Origin of the sequence: Paraburkholderia susongensis (assembly GCF_900177725.1) — a bacterium.
Lineage (GTDB): Bacteria > Pseudomonadota > Gammaproteobacteria > Burkholderiales > Burkholderiaceae > Paraburkholderia > Paraburkholderia susongensis.
In genome coordinates, this window is the sequence record NZ_FXAT01000005.1 from 267905 (window position 1) to 289359 (window position 21455).

Annotated in this window: 16 protein-coding genes; 12 read left to right on the forward strand and 4 right to left on the reverse strand. The window is 62.5% G+C overall.

The window, feature by feature from the left end:
- Positions 1-379: 379 nt before the first annotated feature.
- Positions 380-1585 carry a succinylglutamate desuccinylase/aspartoacylase family protein gene (locus B9Z01_RS17460; protein ID WP_085485248.1) on the forward strand — a complete coding sequence of 402 codons (1206 nt, stop codon included), beginning with the start codon at positions 380-382 and terminating at the stop codon, positions 1583-1585.
- A 277-nt stretch (positions 1586-1862) separates the two neighbouring features.
- Here B9Z01_RS17460 and B9Z01_RS17465 read toward each other — a convergent pair whose 3' ends face one another.
- The 3 genes from B9Z01_RS17465 to B9Z01_RS17475 form a co-directional block, all read right to left on the reverse strand.
- Positions 1863-5021, reverse strand: coding sequence for an amino acid adenylation domain-containing protein (locus B9Z01_RS17465; protein WP_085485250.1), 3159 nt, complete (start codon positions 5019-5021; stop codon positions 1863-1865).
- A 1138-nt stretch (positions 5022-6159) separates the two neighbouring features.
- A complete protein-coding gene (locus B9Z01_RS17470) occupies positions 6160-8448 on the reverse strand; it encodes a xanthine dehydrogenase family protein molybdopterin-binding subunit (RefSeq protein ID WP_085485252.1) in 2289 nt (762 codons plus the stop codon).
- Positions 8448-8975 carry a (2Fe-2S)-binding protein gene (locus tag B9Z01_RS17475; protein ID WP_085485254.1) on the reverse strand — a complete coding sequence of 176 codons (528 nt, stop codon included), beginning with the start codon at positions 8973-8975 and terminating at the stop codon, positions 8448-8450. The genes B9Z01_RS17470 and B9Z01_RS17475 overlap by 1 nt, the downstream gene beginning before the upstream one ends.
- 164 nt (positions 8976-9139) lie before the next feature.
- Between B9Z01_RS17475 and B9Z01_RS17480 the strand changes: the two genes are divergently transcribed.
- Positions 9140-10036: a LysR substrate-binding domain-containing protein gene (locus B9Z01_RS17480; RefSeq protein WP_085485256.1), complete on the forward strand. Its 897-nt coding sequence runs from the start codon at positions 9140-9142 to the stop codon at positions 10034-10036.
- Here the strand turns inward: B9Z01_RS17480 and B9Z01_RS17485 are convergent.
- Complete coding sequence (locus tag B9Z01_RS17485) at positions 10033-10920, reverse strand: LysR substrate-binding domain-containing protein (RefSeq protein WP_085485257.1); 888 nt, start codon at positions 10918-10920, stop codon at positions 10033-10035. The genes B9Z01_RS17480 and B9Z01_RS17485 overlap by 4 nt on opposite strands.
- Positions 10921-11161: 241 nt before the next feature.
- Here B9Z01_RS17485 and B9Z01_RS17490 point away from each other — a divergent pair, with 241 nt between their 5' ends.
- The 10 genes from B9Z01_RS17490 (at position 11162) to B9Z01_RS17535 (ending at position 21446) form a co-directional block, all read left to right on the forward strand.
- The gene (locus B9Z01_RS17490; protein WP_085485259.1) at positions 11162-12118 is read left to right on the forward strand and encodes an amidohydrolase family protein; all 957 of its coding nucleotides are present in this window, start codon (positions 11162-11164) and stop codon (positions 12116-12118) included.
- On the forward strand, positions 12118-13044 hold the full coding sequence (locus B9Z01_RS17495; protein WP_085485261.1) for an amidohydrolase family protein: 927 nt from the start codon (positions 12118-12120) through the stop codon (positions 13042-13044). Before B9Z01_RS17490 ends, B9Z01_RS17495 begins: the two co-directional genes overlap by 1 nt.
- Positions 13045-13182: 138 nt before the next feature.
- On the forward strand, positions 13183-14577 hold the full coding sequence (locus B9Z01_RS17500) for a UbiD family decarboxylase (RefSeq protein ID WP_085485263.1): 1395 nt from the start codon (positions 13183-13185) through the stop codon (positions 14575-14577).
- Positions 14574-15212 carry a UbiX family flavin prenyltransferase gene (locus tag B9Z01_RS17505; protein ID WP_085485265.1) on the forward strand — a complete coding sequence of 213 codons (639 nt, stop codon included), beginning with the start codon at positions 14574-14576 and terminating at the stop codon, positions 15210-15212. Before B9Z01_RS17500 ends, B9Z01_RS17505 begins: the two co-directional genes overlap by 4 nt.
- A gap of 40 nt (positions 15213-15252) precedes the next feature.
- Complete coding sequence (locus tag B9Z01_RS17510; protein ID WP_085485266.1) at positions 15253-16371, forward strand: CobW family GTP-binding protein; 1119 nt, start codon at positions 15253-15255, stop codon at positions 16369-16371.
- 89 nt (positions 16372-16460) lie between these two features.
- A complete protein-coding gene (locus B9Z01_RS17515; RefSeq protein WP_085485268.1) occupies positions 16461-17801 on the forward strand; it encodes a nucleobase:cation symporter-2 family protein in 1341 nt (446 codons plus the stop codon).
- Between the two features lie 135 nt (positions 17802-17936).
- A complete protein-coding gene (locus B9Z01_RS17520; protein WP_420814696.1) occupies positions 17937-19316 on the forward strand; it encodes an isoxanthopterin deaminase in 1380 nt (459 codons plus the stop codon).
- Between the two features lie 21 nt (positions 19317-19337).
- A complete protein-coding gene (locus tag B9Z01_RS17525) occupies positions 19338-20069 on the forward strand; it encodes a maleate cis-trans isomerase family protein (protein WP_085485272.1) in 732 nt (243 codons plus the stop codon).
- 287 nt (positions 20070-20356) lie between these two features.
- Positions 20357-20635 (forward strand): DUF1488 family protein, encoded by a 279-nt coding sequence (locus B9Z01_RS17530; protein WP_085485274.1) that lies wholly within the window; start codon positions 20357-20359, stop codon positions 20633-20635.
- A gap of 19 nt (positions 20636-20654) precedes the next feature.
- Positions 20655-21446: a phosphate/phosphite/phosphonate ABC transporter substrate-binding protein gene (locus B9Z01_RS17535; protein ID WP_085485276.1), complete on the forward strand. Its 792-nt coding sequence runs from the start codon at positions 20655-20657 to the stop codon at positions 21444-21446.
- Positions 21447-21455 lie beyond the last annotated feature (9 nt).

The following is a 21455-nucleotide window of genomic DNA, read 5'->3' on the forward strand; positions in this document are numbered from 1 at the left end:
CACGGCGATCGGCCCCCTGCGCTTCTTCCCGTATTAAACGCGGTTCGCGTCTTTCCTTCGATCTATCCGATTACCGGCGGCGTCGTGTTGCTGGCCGCATTGATGACGCTCGCCAGTCCCGCCGCGTTCGCTCTGACTCTTTGAGCGTTCGGCCCCGACACATGTGCAACATCACCCGAGGGTGGTCTATGCTATTGATGTGACGCTCTTCGAAGGGTTCGCATCACTCGTTATGTCTCGGCTGCGGCGTTGGTCCGGCAGCGTCCATGCACCGCATCGCATATGAGTTCACAAGTGTGACCACGAGAGCCGACAGATGTCACCGTCTCCTTTCAATGCACCACTGACCGTTACTCCTACAACATAAGGATCCCTCATCATGCAGAATGAACCGAAAGACGGTGTCGATCGACGCGACTTCATGAAGACGGCTATTGCCCTGGTCGGCGCATCGACCGCACTCGTTTCGCAGGCCGGCACCGCGCAGACCCAGAACGCGAATGCCCCGGCCGCCGGCACGGCAACGGGCGCGCATCATGGAACGGTCTACACCGGCGACGTCATCAGCGGAAAGAAGGTCATCAGCGCGCTCGACGTCAACGACCTGCCGCGCGGCACGAAGCACATGTTCTATTTTCAGGGCGTGCAGATGCCGACGGGGCAGCACTGGTACGTGTCGGTGATCGTCGTGCACGGAGCGAAGCCGGGCAAGCGCGTCGCGCTCGTCAGCGGCGTGCATGGCGACGAGATCAGCCCAGTGCGCACGATACAAAGCATCGTGAGCCAGCTCGACCCCGCGCAGATGTCGGGCAGCGTGGTCGCGGTGCTCGACGTATCGCGTCCCGCGCTCGAATTGATGTCGCGCCGGTGGCCGAACTCGGGACGAGGCATGGACCTCATCGACATCAACCGCGAATGGCCGGGCCACGAAAATGGGCCCAATGCGCCTAGCCGGCACGCGGCTCTGCTGTTCAACCGGCTGCTGCGGCCGAACGCGGACTACGCCCTCGATTTTCATACCGGCACGACCGCCATGGACGTGACCTCGTTCAACCTCGCTCGCATGGAACTGCCGGAAGCGCGTGCGATGGCGGAGCTGTTTCCGATCAAGCAGATCTTCGATAACCCCGCGTATCCCACACTGCTTGCCAATGCGCTCATCGACGTGGGGATTCCCGCGATCACGCCGGAGATCGGCGCCTCGCGCATCCTCGATCTCGAGATGATTCCGCTGTTCGTCGAAGGCACGATGAATGTGCTCAAGCACTATGGCGTCGTGCCTGGTCCGATGGGGCGCACCGGGCGCGACGTGGGCATCTTCGTCGGCAATAGCGCGCACGCGATCCTGACGACGCACGGCGGCTTCGTCGAGATGCTGGTCAAGCTGAACGACAAGGTCGTGCCCGGACAAAAGGTGGCGATCCAGCGCAACACGTTCGGCGAGGTGGTCGCGGAATACACGACCGCGGTGGCGGGCGAAGTGGCGGCACGCCGCACGGATGCGACAGCGGAGCCCGGCATTCCGCTCATGATGATTATTTATCAGAGTGCGGCGCGGGAGAATCCGGAGGATTACGCGGAATAATCCTTACGGGTAGGCACCTGAACCCGGCATCATCTAGTACGCCCGGGACATCCGCGCTCCGTCCACGGCGGCCGTGTCCGTGGACGCATCGCGCAGGTCATCGCGCGTCCGCTCGAACTCGCCGATCATCGGGCCGGCATCGGCCTCGTCTATGCACATCTGGATAGCGCACCCAAGCGCGCACTGCTCGGCGTGATCGAGCAGTGCGCGGGCGACGCGTGGGATAGACAGGCATCCTGATTACAGGATGGTGCTGTTCGCCAGGGCCACTCAATGGTCAGCGAGAGCCCTTTGCTTTACCAAGGAAACCAATCGCAACCCAGTAATCCAGGTACCGCTGCAAAAGCGGATGATCGAGATTGCTATATGCAATACCGCCCGCCTTCTCCAGTGCTTGCCTCGTATTGCTCGAGTCATAGACCGGCATGCCTTCGTAGACCTCCCATCGCGTGAGTTGCCCATACACTGGCTCGGCAAGCATCGGCAGGAGAGGCATTAGCGGACTTTCCTGCAGGCGGGGGTCGTCGGTCAGGCGTCGGGCCCACTGCTGATAGGTTAGTTCCTCGAGTGGATAACCGCATTCACCGAGTAGTTTGAAGAAGGCGATGAGATCAACCTGCGCGACTGTGCCTGGCGGCACCAGATGATAGGCACGCTTCAGATTGGCATTGTCGCCCGCAATCCTCAGCAGGGCCGCGCTGACGTAGTCGACCGGAACGAATTGTTTGCCTTGACGCGCAAGCGCGGGATAAGCGCCCAGCGCGATGCATCCCTTGACAAGCCGGCCGACGAAATCGTTCGGGTTGCCCGTCCCCGTCTGGCTGTCGCCCATGATAAATCCCGGACGATATACCGCTGCCGGGACGCCCCGGCGCACGGCCTCCCAGACAAGTTGCTCGGTAACCCATTGGCTCTGCGAATAGCCTGAGTCGAACTTCAGGCCGTTCAGATATCCAGCCATATCGTCGTCCTCGTAGACGACGGCGGTCGATTCGAGGAGTCCTGCCGGCCCAAACGCCGCGATGGTGGAGACATAGTGCAATGGTTTGACGTTAGTCGTCGTCGCGAAGCGGATCACATTGATCGTACCGGTGACGTTGGCCGCCTTGTGTGCGGAATAGGGTTCGATGTAGTTGACGTGCGCGCCGAGGTGAAAGACAACATCCGCCGCTCCCGCCAACGCCTCGAAACGCGACTGCCCCAGCCCGAAGTGCGGTTGTGCGAGATCTCCGGCAAGCGGTTTCAATCGGGAAGAAAAAGCGTCCTCCCATGTTCCGTATTGCATCATGTTGCTTCGGATGCGAACCAACGCGCCCTCGTCTGTCGCCGCTCTCACGAGGCAGGCCACCTCCTTCACCTCCGGCAAACGAAGCAGATCGCGCAACAGGAACGCGGCGAGAAAACCCGTGGCACCCGTCAGGAAAACACGGCCTTTACCAGGCACGCACCACGGACCGGGCTTCGCGGCCAGCGGGTGAATATCGTCTGGCAACTCCGCATCGGCAACCAGCGTCGCCATTTCATCGACGACGTTGAACCCGCCATTCATCCGCGTGTGATTGCCCAGATAGGCGGCCAGTCGGGATAGCGTCGGATTGTCGTACAGGGCCTGTACCGGCAATGGATAGCAAAAGTGTTTGCTCAACTGCACGATCAGACTTGCCGCTTGCAGGGAGTCTCCGCCCAGTTCGAAGAAATTGTCATTGGCGTCAACCGCCTCGACGTTCAGCGTACGACACCAGATGGCGCGCAGGAGGGTTTCCGTATCATCTGCTTCGAGCTTGTCTTCGCGCGTCCCGGAACCGCTCCGCTCCCCATTCACCGGCGGTTGCGGCTTGCCATCCTGCTGGCCCAGCGCGCGCCGGTCGACCTTGCCGTTCGCGTTCATCGGCAGCGTTTTCACGCACGAAAGACGCGGACGCATGTACGCCGGAAGCCGGCTGGAAAGATGGTCCGCCAGCCGGTCGCTGAGCGAATCCTGTGAGCGCGAGGAATCGCTGGATCCCGCTTCCCCGTAAGGCACGACGAACGCCACCAGGTACCTGTCGCCCAGTTCGGTTTGTTGAACCGTGACGACAGCTTCCCGCAGAAGACCACTCGCCAGCAGCACGGCCTCGATCTCTTCGATCTCGATACGGTGACCACGAATCTTCACCTGATTGTCATTGCGGCCGTGGAAATTGAGCACGCCATCCATCCGGAGGCTGCCCAGATCGCCTGTCCTGTACAGTCGGCACGCCTTTGCCTCGACAAGACCGTCGACCTCGACAAAGCGCTCACCGGTCAATTCAGGGCGATTCCAATACCCTCTGGCCAGGCCGTCGCCGCCAATATAAATCTCGCCGATTTCGCCTGTCTGAACGGGACGTCGTTCGCTGTCCAGCACGAAGACCTGGGTGCGGTCGATCGGCTTTCCAATGGGAATAGACTCCGCTCCCGCATCGAGTTCTTCGAGGGTAATCTCGTGATACAGCGAAAACGTGGTTCCCTCGGTCGGACCGTACGCATTGAGCAAACGCCGCGGCGGCGCGACCTCCAGCATCGCGCGTACGGCCCGCGGATTCAGCGCCTCACCGCCAACCAGGAGCTGGCGCACTCCCCGGAATGCGTCGGGATAGGCATACACGGTCTGATTGAACAGCGTGGTCGTGATGAACATCACGGTGATCCGCTGAACTTGCAAGCTGTGACGCAATGCATGAGGATCTATGCAGGTTTGCTTGGGCAGCAATACAGCCGTTGCGCCGTTAAGCAAGGCGCCCCATATTTCGAACAGCGAAGCATCGAAGGTCGGGTTTGCAATCGCCGCGATGCGATCATTCGAGGCAAGGCTCACGTAGCGCGTATTCACCGTGAGCCGGATGATCCCGCGAGCGAGAATCTCAACGGCCTTGGGCCGGCCGGTGGTACCTGACGTAAAAAGAACGTGAGTTCGGTGGTCGGGGGCACGCGCAGTGTGACTCAACATGTCTTCCGCCACGGGATACGACGGCCACGCTTCGCTTTCCTCAACCAGCACCGGCTCCGGGACTGACAGGTGCGACTGTCCGGCAGCCGACGTCAGTACGATTCTTGCGCCGACGTCTTCCAGCATGAATCTCAGCCGCTCGCGCGGCGCGTCGGGGTCGAGCGGTACGCTAGTGCCACCCGCGCGTATTACCGCGACCTGACAGACCACCTGCTCAAGTCCTGGCGCCAGCAGAATGCCAATCGGCTCTTCAGGGCGAACGCCGCGCTGCTTGAGATAACCCGCAAGCCGACTGGCACGCCGATCGAGCTCGGCATAAGAGAGTTCCTGCGCTCCATACACGACTGCAATCGCGGTTGCGCACCGCGCAGCCTGCCGCCGGAAGATGGCATCAATACCAGGCTGGCTGGATGCATTCGACGCAGGATCGAAACAGACGTCTTCTGAACTGGCTTCAATGGTGCTCATGCATATCTCCCGATAGCGATTGTCATAAGACTTCCAACGATTTCGTTCCTCGAACACGCCTGCTGCCTGCTGCCTGCCGGCGAATGGCGCGCTTTGCGAATGCGGTGCCGCCCGACTCTTCCTCACTGACACTCTCTGGTCGACTGTTTTGCCAATCGATTGTTGAAGGTGTTTTTTGTCAACCTACTAACTCGTTCCCGAACTAAAACGGATGCGCCGCGTAGTCAAAAAAACTGTGAAAGTGGCAATTTCATTGCGATCACATAAAACAGCAACTAATACCGAACGTCACAAACCGGACTGCATGTAGCATCTGGGGAAAATCCATATATATGCTTCGTGGCTGGTAAGCCGTAGCTGCTGTAACAGGTTGTGGGCCAGTATGATGCCGAGTCCCGCATCGACCCTGGATCTGCACGACAAAACTGCGGCAAGACGCTCCGTCGCACACGTTGAGCGTTTAAATCCGGTGCCTTACAAGGTAATTAGCGATTACTTGTACAGTTACCCTGCCGCGAGAGTATGGATCTCCGAACCCAGGCATGAAAAACATGTTTTCATCCGGGCAGTGAGCCGGCTGGAGAGCCACGCATAGAATGGCTATGAGCCGACCCGCGCGCGCGAGTGGCGCATTGAAGGCTTCAGTATCCCGCAGCAGACGCCGATGTTCCTCGCAGGTTTCCGACCGGTTCGCCGGAGCTCACGCGCATAGATACCCGATGGGCGCTTCGCACCATCGCAGAGAACTCAACGCGCAATTCACGACACGGCACCGTTGGTACAGTCGGGAAAGTTACTCGAATCACTCACCGACCAAGATAGCATATCGCGTCTTTAAAATGCGTGCTCATTTTGTCGAATTCACAAAATTCCTAAATGATCCGGCATCTTTTCCGAGGTCTTATATCTTCTGATTTTGAATCATGACACTGGAATGACGCAAATACCTACCTATGTAAACAGGTATCGTTGCCAGTATATGCGAGTATCCTGCAAAATCGGTGCTATGGTGACCGAGAATAACGAACAGGATATTTTCAACAAATTCACAAATATCGTTCGATATTCTTGAAAATCGTTATTTCAATTACTGTGAATTGCGAAATGAACGAGCATCGGCACGGTAAAGATTACGAAATTACGCCACCGCCTCCAACCCAAACGGTGTGTCCCTCAACCGCCGCCCCGTCAACCTGAACACCGCATTCGACACCGCCGGCGCGACCGAGGGGCTCGACAACTCGCCAACCCCACCCGGCTTGGCGGGATCGCCCTGCACGATATGGATATCGATCTCCGGCATATCGCTCATCCGCATCACGCGGTACGTATCAAAGTTCTTTTGCTCGACTCTGCCGTGCCGGATATCGATGCGATCCGCCGTCGCATGGCCAAGCCCCCACATCAGTCCGCCACACAGTTGCTCCTCGACCCCGCCTGGCGACACCGCCAATCCGCAATCAGCCACACACGTCAGCTTCTCGACCACCACGCCCTTGTCGTTGCGCCTCACCCGCGCCACTACCGCGATATAGCTGCTGTACGCCTGATTCGTCGCCACCCCCAACGCCGTGCCGTCAGGCAGCGGCTGTCCCCAACCGGCCCGCGCCGCCGCCTCGCGCAGCACAGCCGCATGCCGCGGGTCCTTCATATGCGCGAGCCGGAAATCCACCGGATCGCGCTGCGCCGCATGCGCCGCCTCATCCATGAACGACTCCACGGCGAACACGTTCGGGATATAACTCACCGCCCGATACCAGCCAGTCGGCACGCCGGTTTCGTGACGCACCCAGCCAAGATCGACGTGCGGCGCGTCATAAGCGAACTCGTACTTGCTGATCGCTTCGGTCGTGCTGTAGTCCATCCGGTCCGGACGATCGAAATACCCCGGCTCCCATTGTTCCGCCGAGGCGGGCATCACCGCGCGCAATTGCAGCGTAATGAGATTGCCGCTCGCGTCGAATGCGGCTTTGGCACGGTGGTAACTCGCCGAGTGATAGAACAACGCGCGCATTTCGTCTTCGCGGCTGTTCATCAGCTTGACCGGCTTGCCGGTCTTCAGCGTGAGCCATGTCACTTCGAATAACCAGTACTTCGATTCGCGCGAGCCGAAGCTGCCGCCCGAGACGAGCTCATGCAAGCTCACGCGTTCAGCGGGAATACCGCCGATCACCTCGGCCGCCTCCTGCACCGTGGAAGGCACTTGCAGACCGCCCCAGTACTCGATGGAGCCGTCCTTCGCCCAGGCGGTGACGTTGATCGGTTCGAGTGCATTCTGTGCCTTGTAGGGCATCGAATACGAAGCTTCGATCACGCGCGCGTCGCGCGGCCACGCCGTTTTTGGATCACCGGTCTGAATCGTCGGCACCACCCGAGCGACGGGATCGTCGAGCCATGCAGCCTGACGGACAGCAAGCGTGCTGCTGTCGAAGGTTTCCAGCGGACTGTCTTCCCACTCCACCTTCAGCGCGGCCTGCCCTTTATGCGCCGACCAATAGTCGTCGGCGAGCACGGCAACGCCCGCCTGATTGCCGCCGAGCACATCGGGACGGCCAGGAATCTGCACCACCTGCCGCACGCCCGGAACCGCCAACGCGGCCTTGGCGTCGGCGCTGCGCACACGGGCGTCGATCACCGGCGCGCGCGAGACGACAGCCACCAGCATGCCCGGCAAGGACACGTCGATGCTGTACGGAAACGTTCCCCTTGCCTTCTGCGCGGCGCCGCGTTTCTTCTGCAATTTGCCGATGTACCTGAACTGCGCCGGATCTTTCAGCGTCACCTCTTTCGGCGCGGGCAATTGCGCCGCGATCCGCGCGAGCGAACCGTAGTTCGCGCGCCTGCCGCTGGCCTTGTCGATCACTGCCCCGTCCTGCGTCGAACACGCCGACGGCGCCACCTTCCACTGTGCCGCGGCGGCGGCAATCAGCATCGCGCGCGCGGTCGCCCCTGCCCGCCGCAAGCGGTCGTACTCCAGCGCAACGCTCGTGCTCCCGCCCGTCGAAAACACCTTCCACAGCGGATGAATGTAGTCGCCATAGAACGGATTCTCCGGCGTGATGACCTCCACGCGAAACGGATCGACGTCCAGTTCCTCCGCCACCACCGCAGCGAGCGCGGTACGCGTGCCCGTGCCGGAGTCGTGCTTATGGACAACCAGCTTGATCGTATCGTCGGGCAGCACGCGCACCCACGCATTCGGCTCGAATTCGCCCGGCTGCGGCCTGGGATCGCCGCTCGCATTGCCGCTCGCATTACTGCCCTTCGCCGACGCCGCCGGCAACTGGAAGCCGATGGCGAGGCCCGAGGCCAGCAACGCCGAACTCTCCTTGATGAAGCGGCGGCGCGCAGCGCCGTGAGCGCCAGTCAGCGCTTCTTTGCAGGCTTCTTTGCAGGCCTCTCTGTTGGCTTTGTGGTCGTTACGCATCAAGCCTCCCTCGTCATCGCATGCGAGGAGCAGGCGGACGCGCAGGCGGGCATGTCTACCGCTGCCAATGCAGGATCGCCCGACGCCGCTCGCTTGATCGCCCGGCGAATCCGCCCATACGTGCCGCAGCGGCAGATATTTCCCGACATCGCCGCCGTGATGGTCTCGTCGGTGACGGCCGGCTTGTCCTTGAGAAACGCCGCCGCCTGCATCAATTGGCCGGACTGGCAGTAGCCGCATTGCGGCACGTCCTCGGCGACCCACGCGAGTTGCAGCGGGTGCCGGCCGTCTTTCGACAGACCCTCGATCGTCGTGATGCGTTTGCCGGCCACGACGGTAATCGGCAGCAAACAGGAACGCACCGCCTCGCCTTCCAGATGCACCGTGCACGCTCCACAGAAGCCGCCGCCGCAGCCGAATTTCGTGCCGGTCAATTTGAGCCGGTCGCGTAACACCCACAACAGGGGCATGTCTTCCGGTACATTGTCGAGAGAGTGCCGCGTGTCGTTGACCACGATCTCGATCATGGGCTGTCTCCTGAATGGTATGGTGCAGCGCGGTGTGTGCCGGTGTGCATTGGCATGCATCGGTGTGCATCACAAACCCCGCGTGCTCGAGGCCATTATTGAAAGCCGTTAAACATAACGCCAGCGACCATTTCTTCCATCACCCGTAAGTCCGGCTAACACCCATGTTGAAGCGCTATCCGTCCATTCAGTCGATGCAGACCTTCCTGCAGGCCGCGCGCGTCGGCAGTTTTTCGAGTGCGGCACGGCAGTTGTCGCTCACGCATAGCGCGATCAGCCAGCAGATCCGCACGCTCGAAGAGTTCGTCGGCCAGCCGCTCTTCATGCGCGAAGGCGGCCGCGTCGTGCTGACCGACGCGGGCGTGCTGTTTGCGAATCAGTTGACGGATGGCTTCGAGCAGATCGATCGAGCCTTGTCGTCGGTGACGGAGCGCACGGTCAAGCAGTCGATCACGCTCGACGTCGATCCCGAACTCGCGCAAAGCTGGCTGGTAGCGCGTTTGCCCGCCCTGCTCGGCGCGTTGACGGGCACGTCGTTGACCGTGCTGTCCACGCCGCGTCACGAGCGCAGCGCATTCGAGCGTGTGGATCTCGCGCTGCGCTACGGCTATGGCGAATGGGACGGCTTCGAGAATGCGCTGATGTGCGGCGATCGTTTGACGGCGGTCGGCTCGCCTTCGCTGTTGCGCTCGCGCGGCCTCAGCCTGCCGCTCACGCCGGCGCAACTGCTGGAGCTGCCGTTGCTCGGCTACACGAAGCGTTCATGGATTCCCTGGCTTGCCGCGGCGGGCATGCCCACCGTCGAGCCCGACGCGGTCGCCGTATTCGACAACGCCGCGGGCCTGATCGCCGCCGCCAGCGCGGGCGTCGGCGTGGGTCTCGCGCGCGGCCTGCTCGCCGCCGACGCCCGGCGCAATGGCCATCTGGTTGAACTCACGCAGGTCGAGATTCCCACGCACTACAACCTCTACGCCGTGTGGCCCCGTGAGAAAGCCGGGCGCGTGGCTGCGCTGATCGGCGTGATACGCGACCTGGTCGCGCAAACAGCGGGCGCGCGTTAGCTCGTACCGGCAGCCACTTCCCGCAGGGTTTCGAGAAACAGCGACAGCACTGGCGACGACTCGCCCGCACGATAGCGCGCGTGCAGCGACACGTCGGGACGCGGCTCGGTCATCGGCACGAAGGCGACGCCGCCGGTCGACAGTTGCCGCGCCGAGGAAGGCAGCAACGCGACGCCCAGCCCTTCGCGCACGAGGCACAGCAGCGTATATACCTCCACCACCTCCTGCTCGATCTTCGGCGTGAACCCTGCTTCGACGCAACAGTCCTGTAAAAAGCTCGCCAGTTGCGATTGCCGCAACCCGAACGACACGAAGCGCTCCGCCGCCAACTCACGCAACACAATCTCCTTGCGCGAAGCCAGCGGATGCCCCAACGGCAACGCGAGCACCGCCGACTCGCGCAGCACGGCTTCGCTTTGAACCTCCGGGTCCTCGTGCGCGACGCGAAAGAAACACACATCGAGCCTGCGCTCCTTGAGCGCGAGAATCTGCGCGGCAGGCGTCATCTCGTGCAGGGTCCAGCGCACTTGCGGATGTCTTTGCGCGAATACCCGCAGCGCGCGCGGAATCGGCTCGACCATCGCCGAGCTAATGATGCCGATCTCGAGACTGCCCACTTCGCCGCGCCCCGCACAGCGCGTCAGATCGATCGCGCGCTCGAACTGCGCGAAGATCAGCGGCACCTGTTCTTTAAGTGTTTTCCCTGCCTCGGTGAGTTCGACACGGTGCTGCGAGCGCATGAACAACGCGGTACCCATCTCCTCTTCCAGGATGCGGATCTGCTGGCTCAGCGGCGGCTGGGAAATGTGCAGCCGCGCGGCTGCCCGGCCGAAATGCAGTTCGTCGGCAAGCACCGCGAAGTAACGCAACAGCCTGATGTCCATATCGGGAACGTATCAAGATCGTGATTAAAAAATATTGTACAGAGCGCTTTTGTCTTGTGAGACTGCATCGCAAGCAGCAGTGCACATCAGTGTGACACTCGATGCCGGCGAGGGGAAGGCGCACAAGCACGGCGCCTTGCAAAAGGCCGCATGGGCAAGCCCAACGGGCTGAGTTCCATCGATGCGCCTGCCCGCGATCCGGCAACTGGATACACCAGTTCCTCTCAAGGAGATCGAGTACATGATCATCGACACTAGCTGTTACCCGACCAACCTGGTCGACCTCGCGTGGCGCCATGACGGCGAGCCATTTTCCGGCGAGCGTCTGATCGAGGTGATGGACGGCCCTTACATCATCAACGGCAAGCCTCGCCGCATCGACAAAGCCTTCATTCAGCCGCCGCAAGGCAACACCATCTATACGTGGACCGACGGCGAACGCACGGGCCGCGAGTCGATCGACGACTACATGGCGTACACGGTCGAAATGGTTCAGAAGTATCCGGACCGTCTGCTCGGCTGCTTCGTCTACAACCCGCGCTGCGGCCCCGAGAACGGCGCCGAAGCCATCGAGTTCTACGCGAAGGAGCATGGCTTCAGGATGGTGCAGCTGCAGGCCAACATGCACGCGTACCGCCCCGACCGCGCACTCGACTGGCTGCGTCCCGCTTTGCGCAAATGCGCGGATCTCGGCCTGCTGGTGAAGCTGCACACCGGTGACGGCCCATACAGCATTCCGAGCGAATGGTATCCGCTGATCCGCGAATTCCCCTCGGTGAATTTCATCATGGCGCACTTCGGCGTGCAAACGGGTGGCGTGTATTGCTTCGAGCCCTATCAGATGGCGCTCGATACGCCGAACGTGTACTGCGAATCGAGTTGGTGCCTGCAATCGCGCATCGTCGAATTCGCGAAGGTGCTGCCCACGCACAAGATTCTCTATGGTTCGGACACGCCGCCGAACGAGCCGGGCATGTGGCTGCGCCTGCTCGAAGTGCTGTGCCACGAGCCGCCGCAAGGCCTGAACCTCGACGAGGACACCCTCGAGGACTATCTCGGCAACAACCTCGCCCGCATGATCGGCCTCGAGCCGAGCGCGCCGCCGCGCAGCGTCGAGGAAGCCCAAGCCTATCTGAAACACCATGCCGGTGCCGCGAAGAAACATGCGCACGAGGCCGACTACGCAGGAGTCCGCTGATGATCATCGATACCCATCTGCACCCCACCAATCTCGTCGACGAAGCATGGCGCCATACCGGCGAGCCGTTTACCGGCGAACGCCTGCTGAAGATGATGGACGGCCCGTACATCATCAACGGCAAGCCGCGCCGCATCGACATGGGCTTCATCCAGCCGCCGCCGGGCAACACGGGCTATCGCGACGGCAACCGCCGCGGCCGCGAAGGCATTCGCGATTACATGTCGTATATCGCCGAACTCACGCAGAAATACCCGGATCGCTTTATCGGCAACTTCACCTACAACCCGCGTTGGGGCCCGGAAAACGGCGCGGCCGAACTCGAATTCCACGTGAGGGAGTACGGCTTCAAGATGCTCAAGCTGCACGCGAACATGCACGGCTACCGGCCGGATCGCGCGCTCGACTGGCTGCGTCCGGCCATGAAGAAATGCGCGGAGCTCGGCGTGGTCGTGCTGATTCACACCGGCGACGGACCGTACACGATCCCGACGCAGTTCTACCCGATCATCCGCGAATTCCCGATGGTGAACTTCATCATCGGTCACTTCGGAATCCAGACGGGTGGCAACTACTCGTTCGAAGCGTTCTGGATGGCGATGGATACGCCGAACGTGTACTGCGAATCGGGCTGGTGCTATCAGTCGCGCATCGTCGAATTCGCTCGCGAACTGCCGCGCAACAAGATCGTGTTCGGCACGGATTCGCCGCCGAACGAGCCCGGCATGTGGCTGCGCGAGCTCGAAATGCTGTGCGGCCCCGCGCCCCAAGGCATGAATCTCGATGAGGATGGTCTCGAAGACTACATGGGCAACAACATCGCCCGTCTGGTCGGGATCGAGCCGACCAAACCTCCGAAAGATCTCGCCGAAGCGGAGAAACGTTTGAAGGCGACTTACGTGCATGACGTCGCCCAGCCGGCCTGACGAGAACTGATGCCTGAACGGCGGGCGCGGTCAGCACCGCGCCCGGCTGGCTGGCTGGCATCGCGCGCTTGCCTCAGTCTGCTTCAGTTTGCTTTATTCAGCGGTTTGCGATCGTTTTCGCTTTCGACGGAGTTCACTATGGCGGATAACCTTTTCCGCGCCACCCAGGATTTTCATCGCTTTGCGCTGACGTATCGCGATCGCTATCCCGACGACGTCCTGACGCTTTCCCAACCGCTCTCCGCCGATCAGGACGTGACGGCCGTCGTCGCGGAACTGGCCGCGCGCGGCCAGCATCCGATGCTGATCTGCGAAACGGTCGAGGGCATCACGACGCCGCTCGTCACCAATTTCTTCGCGTCGCGCACCCGCATTGGACGCCTGTTCGACGTGGACGCGTCCGGCCTGTTCGACGCCTATCAGCAACGCGCCAATGCGCCTATCGCACCCGTGTTCGTCGCGAACGGTCCGGTGCTCGACCAGGTAATTGAAAGCGACGCCGTCGATCTCGCGCAACTGCCCATGATCCGCCACTTCGAGACCGATCGCGGCCCCTACGTCACCAATGCGGTGATCGTCGCCGAAGATCCGGTCACGGGCGTGGCGAATCTCAGCTATCACCGTTCCATGCGGCATGCGAAAAACGCGCTCGCCACCAGCCTGCATTCGCGCGGTCATCTCTGGCGCATGCTGCAAACGGCCAAGGCGCGCGGCGACACGTTGAAGGTCGCCATGGTGATCGGCGCACATCCGTTGTTCATGCTGGCCGCCGCTGCCCGCGTTCCGTTCGGCACCGACGAGCGCGCGATTGCAGGAGGTCTCTTCGGCGCGCCGCTGGAACTGGTGCGCACGCCGCGTTACGGCATTGGCGTGCCCGCTTGCGCCGAGTTCGTGCTGGAAGGCACGATCGATCCGGAAGCACGCGCCGACGAAGGCCCGTTCGGCGAATTCACCGGCTATTCGTCGGACCGCTCGACCAACAACGTGCTGCGCGTCGACACCATGATGCGGCGTAACGATGCATGGCTCGTCGATGTGGTCGGCGGTCCGTACGCGGAACATCTGACGCTTGCGCGGCTGCCGCGCGAAGCGGAGATGAGCGAAAAGCTCAAGGCGCGCTTTCCCTCGGTCACCGCGCTGCACTATCCGAACTCCGGCACGCACTTTCACTGCTACGTCGCGTTGAATCAGACCCGCGACGGCGAAGCGCGCCAGATCATGCTCGCGCTGCTCGGTTGGGACCCGTATCTGAAGAACGTCGTGGCGGTCGACAGCGACGTCGACATCACCAACGACTCGCAGGTCCTGTGGGCGATCGCCACGCATTCCCAACCACACCAGGACGTGTTTATCGTCGACGGTTTGCCCGGTAGCCCGCTCGATCCGTCCTCGTCCGCGGCCGGCACGACGTCGCGCATGGGCATCGATGCAACGCGTGGCTCGCAGTTCGACGGCATCCGCGCGCGCATCGGCGAAACCGCCACGCTCCGCGCGACGGACATTCTGGCTCGCGCCACGGGAGCACAGCGATGACCCCGCTGCGGCTCGTGGTCGGCATCAGCGGCGCCTCCGGCTTTACGTATGGCGTGCGCCTGCTGCAACTGCTGCGTCAGCTCGAAATCGAAACGCATCTGACCGTCTCGCGCAGCGCCCTGCTCACGATGACGCACGAAACCGGGCACAAGTTCGCCGACGTGAGCGCGCTCGCCAGCTTCACCTATCGTTGCGACGACATGGCCGCCGCGATCTCCAGCGGCTCGTTCCGGTCGCTCGGCATGATCGTCGCGCCCTGTTCGATGAAGACGCTTGCCGAAATTGCCAACGGCATGTCGTCGAGCCTGATTTCACGCGCCGCCGACGTCACGTTGAAAGAGCGCCGCCCGCTGGTGCTGCTCGCGCGCGAAACCCCCTACACGCTCGCGCATTTGCGCAACATGACCGCGGTGACGGAAATGGGCGCAATCGTCGCGCCGCCCGTGCCAGCCTTTTACGCGCGCCCGGATTCGCTCGACCAGATGATCGACCACACGCTCGGCCGCGTGCTCGATCTGTTCGGTCTCGAGGCGGGCACCGTCAGGCGCTGGCGAGAGATGGAATCCACAGCGGAGTCCACAGCGGAGTCCACAGCGCAATCCGCAGCAGAAGTACAGGCACCGCAGATCGCCTGATAGCCGAATCGCAGTACGAACGAAGAAACGGAGACGAGCCATGAATCACATTCACACCACGCACAACGACATCGAGAAAATTCCCGTCACCGTGCTGACCGGGTTTCTCGGCGCCGGCAAAACGACGCTGCTCAACTACATCCTGCGCGAGAAACATGGCCGCAAGATCGCGGTGATCGAAAACGAGTTCGGCGAAATCGGCATCGACGGTGGTCTCGTGCTCGAATCGACCGAAGAGATCTACGAGATGACGAACGGCTGCGTGTGCTGCGTCGGCGCGGTGCGTGAGGATCTCGTGCGGATCGTGCGCATGCTCGTGGAACGGCCGGACCGGCTCGATCACATCATCGTCGAAACCAGCGGGCTCGCCGATCCGTATCCGGTTGCGCAGACTTTCTTTCTCGACGACCCGATCGCGAAGCAGGTGAGCCTCGACGCCGTGGTCACCATGGTGGATGCGAAACATATCGCGGCACATCTGGACGATCTGGTGCTCGACGGCAGCGACAACCAGGCGGTCGATCAGATCGTGTGCGCCGATCGCATCGTCATCAACAAGATCGATCTGGTTGAACGCGACGATATTGCTTCGCTGACTCAGCGGATTCGCGGACTCAATGCCACCGCCGAGATTGTCGAATCGAGCTATGCGCAAATCGACCTCGGCAAGATTCTCGGCGTGGGCGCGAACGAGTTCTCGCAGATTCTCGTCGAAACCGGCGGCATGCACGAGGAAGAGCATGCGCATGCCCACGCGGAACACGAAGCCGCTGCTGCGTCCGAGTCTCATGAGCATGACCATCACGAGCATCATGACGACCACGCCGGCCACGCCGACCATCAGCACGACGAGAGCGTTTCGTCCGTCGGCATCGAAGTCAACGCCGACATCGATCTCGACGCGCTGCAAGCCTGGCTGTCCGAACTGCGCGAGGCCGATGCCGGAAACCTGTTCCGTATGAAAGGCATTCTCGCCGTGCAAGGCCAGTCGCATCGCTATGTGCTGCAGGGCGTGCACAACGTCATCGAATTGCGGGCGGCGCAGGTGTGGGGCAGTGAGCCGCGCTCGTGCCGCATCGTATTCATCGGCCGCGATCTCGATCGCGCCGCGCTGACCGACCGCTTCCATGCCTGTCTTGCCGTGCCGGTAGCGGCCTGACGGGAGATCCGGTCGGCGCGCGAAGTGGTGCTGCACGGCCAGACCCGTGCGGCGCGCTCCGATCGACAACGATAATCAGGAGACACGTCATGAACACCGCGCATCATCCCGTCGATCGGATTCTGCCCAAGCGCCAGATGATTACGCTCGGCTTGCAGCACATGCTAGTGGCTTATATCGGCGCGATTGCCGTTCCGCTGATCGTCGCGTCGGCACTGAAGATGTTGCCGGCCGACACCACCGTGCTCATCAGCACGGCGCTGTTTTGCTCGGGCATCTCGACGATCCTGCAGACCGTCGGCATCTGGAAGTTCGGTGTGCGCCTGCCGATTCTGCAAGGCGTCGCATTCAGCAGCGTCGGGCCGGTGATCGCCATCGGCACGAGTCCGGATGTCGGTTTTGCCGGCGTGTGCGGCGCGGTGATCGGCGCGGGTCTGTTCACGATGTTCGCCGCGCCGCTGGTGGGACGGTTGCGACGGTTCTTTCCGCCTGTGGTGACCGGCTGCATCGTGACCGTGATCGGCTTGCAGCTCTTTCCTGTCGCGTATCAATGGGCCGGTGGCGGCGAGGCCGCGCAGCAGCAGTTCGGCGCTCTGCCGTTCCTGAGCGTCGCGCTGTTCGTCGCGCTGGTGATTCTCGCGATCAACCGCTTTGCCAATGCATTTCTACGCAATCTGTCGGTGCTGATCGGCCTGGTTGCAGGCGGCGTTCTGGCGTGCGCACTCGGCATGGGCAACTTCACGAGCGTGGGCGAGGCGCCGTGGTTCACCCTGCCGTTGCCGTTTCACTTCGGCACACCAGTCTTTTCGCTGGTGCCGGTGCTGACGATGGTCGTCGTGATGGTGGTGCAGATGGTCGAGTCGATGGGCCTGTTCGTCGCGATCGGCGGCATCGTCAACAAGGAGGTGAGCGAGGAAGACGTGGTGCGCGGCCTGCGCGCCAATGGCCTCGCCAGCGCGATTGCCGGCATGTTCGCGGCCTTCCCGTTCATCGCGTTCATGGAGAACGTCGGCCTCGTCATTCTGACCGGCGTGCGCAGCCGCTGGGTGGTGGCGATCAGCGGCGTGCTGATGTGCATGGTGGCGCTCGTGCCGAAGATCGGCGCGGTGGTGGCCGCGACGCCGTCCGCCGCGCTCGGCGGCGCCGGCATCGCCATGTTCGGCGTCGTGGTGGCGGCCGGGGTGCAGACACTCGCGAAAGTGGACTTCGAGCGCAATCGCTACAACGTGCTGATCGTCGGCTTCACGATCGCCACCGCGCTGATCCCCGTGATGGCGCCTCAGGTATTCAAGCACATGCCCAATTGGACGCAGCCGTTCCTGCATAGCGGCGTGGTGCTCGCGTGCCTCGTCTCCGTGGTGCTGAACGCGGTGCTCAACGGCGCGCACGAGGAAGACGTGGTTCCTGCGCACAACATGGTCCGCGAATAAATGAACGCCAAAGTCCTGGCCGCTAAAGACATGGCCACCTGAAAACACGGACGCTGGAAGACGGGTGCGGCCGTCGTGTGCCTCTGCGGACCGGCGGCCGCTTCGCGGTAACTGAAAGGATATCGAATCGTGAGCATGCAAACTGAAGCGTTGCTAATCAAGAATCCCGTTGCGGTCATGAGCGGACTGCGCGGCGAGAGCGCGAGGCTGGGCAAGGTCGATCTGCGCGTGCGCAATGGCCGTATCGAAACCATCGCGTCCAATCTCGACGCGCGCGCCGATGAACGGGTGATCGACGCAAGTTCCTGCGTCGTCTATCCCGGCTGGGTGAACACGCACCATCATCTGTTCCAGAATCTGCTGAAGGCGGTGCCGTCCGGGATCAATGCGAATCTCGAGGAATGGCTCGCCGCCGTGCCGTATCCGCGTCTTGCGCGCTTTACGCCGGAGCTGGCACGCATTGCCGCGCGCCTCGGTTTTGCCGAATTGCTGCTCTCCGGCGTGACGACCTGCGCGGATCACCACTATCTCTATCACGCGAGCGGTACCACCGAAACGGGCGACCTGCTGTTCGACGAAGCGGCTTCGTTCGGCATGCGCTTCGTGTTGTGCCGCGGCGGCGCATTGCAGGCGGCGGGCGATCACCCGGGTTTCTCCAAAGTTGCGCTCAAGCCCGAGACGCTCGATCAGATGCTCGCCGACATCGAACGTCTGAAGTCGCGCTATCACGATGGCGGCGATGCTTCGATGCGCCGTGTCGTCGTCGCGCCGACCACGCCGACGTTCTCCCTGCCGCCCGAGCTGCTGCCCGAAGTCGCGCGCGCGGCTCGCCGGATGGGCTTGCGGCTGCATACGCATCTGTCCGAGACGCGCCGCTATGTCGACTTCTGCAAGGAGCGTTTCAACCAGTTGCCGGTCGAGTTCGTTGCCGATCACGAATGGCTCGGACCCGACGTGTGGTTCGCGCATCTCGTGCATCTGCAAGCGAGCGAAATCGCCATGCTCGCCGAAACCGGCAGCGGATGTTCGCACTGCCCCGTCAGTAACGCACGCCTCGGCAGCGGTATCGCACCGGCGCCGCAAATGGCGAACGCGGGTGTGCCGATGTCGCTGGGGGTGGACGGCGTCGCCTCGAACGAATCCGGCAGCATGACCAACGAGGCCCATTTTGCGTGGCTGGTGCACCGCGCGGCGCAAGGTGCATCGGCGACCACCGTGGAAGAAACGATCCATTGGGGCACACAGGGCGGCGCGGGCGTGCTCGGCCTCGACGCAGTCGGCACGCTGGAAGTCGGCAAGGCCGCCGACTTCGTGCTGTACGACGTCAATCATCCGCGCTTCCACGGCTTCCATGATCTCGCCGTGGCGCCGGTGGCGGCAGGCGAACCGTCACGTGTTCGGTACAGCGTGGTAAACGGCTGCGTCGTGGTGGACAACGGCGTCATTCCGGGCCTCGATCTCGACGCGCTTCGTCATGAAGCCGCCGAAGGCGTGAAGCTGTTGCTCGCCGATTAAAAACTCTCAGGACTCCCTCCGATGCAAAGCAAACGACTCCGCCTTGGCATACTGACACCGTCGTCGAACACGGCACTCGAGCCCATCACTTCGGCGATGCTCAGCGAGCTGCCGCACGTCAGCGCGCATTTCGCCCGCTTCACGGTGACCGAGATCACGCTGTCCGAGCGCGCGACCGGCCAGTTCGACACGAGCCGGATCCTCGCGGCAGCGCGTCAACTGGCCGATGCGCGGGTAGACGTGATCGGCTGGAGCGGCACGTCGGCCGGCTGGCTCGGATTCGAGCGCGACGAGGCCTTGTGCCGCCAGATCACCGAAGCGACCGGCATTCCCGCCACCACCTCCGTGCTCGCGCTCAATGAAATCTTCGCGAAAACGGCGGTGCGGCGCTTCGGCCTCGTGTCGCCTTATACGGACGATGTCCAGCAGCAGATCGTGCGCAACTACGAGCGGCTCGGAATCGAATGCGTGGCGGAACGGCATTCGGGGTTGCAGGACAACTTCAGCTTCGCCGAAGTGTCCGACCAGCAACTGATGCTGATGATGCGCGAGGCGGCCTTCGCAAGACCGGATGCGGTGACCACCTTCTGCACGAATCTGCACGCCGCCCGTCTCGTGCGCGAGTTCGAGGCCGCGACCGACATCCCCGCTTATGACACGGTGGCAACCGTGGTGTGGAAAGCCTTGCGCATGTTAGGGGTGGACACGGAACCGCTGATGCATTGGGGACGGTTGTTCATGGACGTGCGGTAGCCTTCAATCAAACCCTCTCGCGCACGACATCGGCCGTGCGCGCATCGCGCACGCGCTTCTGCGCACCGGCACCCCACGCCGCGGGCGGATCTTTTAAGCGTCTTTTGAGCAGCGTTCGTCTGTGCTCTCCCTGCACGTCTCGCCCACTTCTGGCAATCTTCCAATGAGGATCCGTGCCGCCGCGTTTCACGCGGCGCCGGACATTTCGCCGTCAATGCCGGTTCCCCAACATACCAGGCAGGCGCGGTATGTCATCCTGTCGATTCGGGCGTCCGAAGGAGTTCGCCATGTCGGTCTATGTCGATGAAGGGTTCCGGCCCTGTGTGACGGAATGCGCAACGGTCGCGTTCCGGGTGTGCTGCGACGATCGTGCGCAGATTTTCGAGGTCAGCGCCGAAGCGCTCGTGACGTTCTGCGGGGCGGCGAGTTGCCGCAAGCAGGACCTGCTCGTCGCGTTCGAGGACGCGCAGGAGGAAATTCTTTCGGTGGCCGAGCAGAAATGGAAATTCGTGCCGACCGAGTCGGTGCGGCTCGGGCTCGACGAATTTCGATTGGTCAGACATTAGGCGTGCCAGAATCGCCCTCATGACCTGGATCGCCGCCTTGCCGATGTACAACGTGACGCCCGCGCTCGACCTCGAGTGGCGCGAATGGCTAGACGACGTGCTGCGCCGGGTCAAACCGGCCTGCCGCATCGTCGAAGCGGACGAGGAGTTGCACGGCTTCTGGCGGCGCCCGAATCTGCTGATTTCGCAAACGTGCGGCTATCCGCTCATGCACGGCCTCCACGAGCAGGTTCAACTGATCGCGACGCCGTGCTTCGACGCGCCGGGCTGCCACGGCGCACATTATTCGAGCGTGCTCGTGACGCGCGCCGACGCGCGCTTCGATACCCTCGCCTCCTGCCGCGGCGCGCGCGCCGCCTACAACCAGGACGATTCGAATAGCGGCATGAACGCATTCCGTCACGCGGTCGCGCCGCTCGCGCGCGCCGGCATGTTCTTCAGCGCGGTGCTGCGCACGGGTTCCCATCTCGGCTCGTTGCGCGCGGTGGCTGAGAATCACGCGGACGTCGCCGCGATCGACTGCGTAACCTTTGCTTTTGTGTGCGACGTGCTGCCGGAACTCGCGCGGCGCATTCGCGCGATCGGCATGACCGCCGCATCGCCGGGCTTGCCGCTGATCGCCGCGAGCACGGTGCCGGCCGCCACCGTCGCCGCATTGCGCGAAGCGCTGCAGGAAGCGCTCGTGATGCGGCCCGAACGCGCGAAACGTCTGCGTTTGCGCGGCTTTTCCACGCTGCCGCTCGCGGACTACGCGCGCATCGGCGAACTCGAAAGCGAAGCGCGCGCCGCCGGCTATGCGCGCCTCGCCTGACTTCATGCC

Bases quoted from the DNA above. Each gene is read 5' to 3' on its own strand.
- B9Z01_RS17505 (WP_085485265.1), top strand. From the start codon at position 14,574: ATGACCCCGCTGCGGCTCGTGGTCGGCATCAGCGGCGCCTCCGGCTTT.
- B9Z01_RS17470 (WP_085485252.1), bottom strand. From the start codon at position 8,448: ATGCGTAACGACCACAAAGCCAACAGAGAGGCCTGCAAAGAAGCCTGC.
- B9Z01_RS17490 (WP_085485259.1), top strand. From the start codon at position 11,162: ATGATCATCGACACTAGCTGTTACCCGACCAACCTGGTCGACCTCGCG.
- B9Z01_RS17460 (WP_085485248.1), top strand. From the start codon at position 380: ATGCAGAATGAACCGAAAGACGGTGTCGATCGACGCGACTTCATGAAG.
- B9Z01_RS17515 (WP_085485268.1), top strand. From the start codon at position 16,461: ATGAACACCGCGCATCATCCCGTCGATCGGATTCTGCCCAAGCGCCAG.
- B9Z01_RS17495 (WP_085485261.1), top strand. From the start codon at position 12,118: ATGATCATCGATACCCATCTGCACCCCACCAATCTCGTCGACGAAGCA.
- B9Z01_RS17530 (WP_085485274.1), top strand. From the start codon at position 20,357: ATGTCGGTCTATGTCGATGAAGGGTTCCGGCCCTGTGTGACGGAATGC.
- B9Z01_RS17520 (WP_420814696.1), top strand. From the start codon at position 17,937: ATGCAAACTGAAGCGTTGCTAATCAAGAATCCCGTTGCGGTCATGAGC.
- B9Z01_RS17535 (WP_085485276.1), top strand. From the start codon at position 20,655: ATGACCTGGATCGCCGCCTTGCCGATGTACAACGTGACGCCCGCGCTC.
- B9Z01_RS17500 (WP_085485263.1), top strand. From the start codon at position 13,183: ATGGCGGATAACCTTTTCCGCGCCACCCAGGATTTTCATCGCTTTGCG.
- B9Z01_RS17510 (WP_085485266.1), top strand. From the start codon at position 15,253: ATGAATCACATTCACACCACGCACAACGACATCGAGAAAATTCCCGTC.
- B9Z01_RS17465 (WP_085485250.1), bottom strand. From the start codon at position 5,021: ATGAGCACCATTGAAGCCAGTTCAGAAGACGTCTGTTTCGATCCTGCG.
- B9Z01_RS17525 (WP_085485272.1), top strand. From the start codon at position 19,338: ATGCAAAGCAAACGACTCCGCCTTGGCATACTGACACCGTCGTCGAAC.
- B9Z01_RS17485 (WP_085485257.1), bottom strand. From the start codon at position 10,920: ATGGACATCAGGCTGTTGCGTTACTTCGCGGTGCTTGCCGACGAACTG.
- B9Z01_RS17480 (WP_085485256.1), top strand. From the start codon at position 9,140: ATGTTGAAGCGCTATCCGTCCATTCAGTCGATGCAGACCTTCCTGCAG.
- B9Z01_RS17475 (WP_085485254.1), bottom strand. From the start codon at position 8,975: ATGATCGAGATCGTGGTCAACGACACGCGGCACTCTCTCGACAATGTA.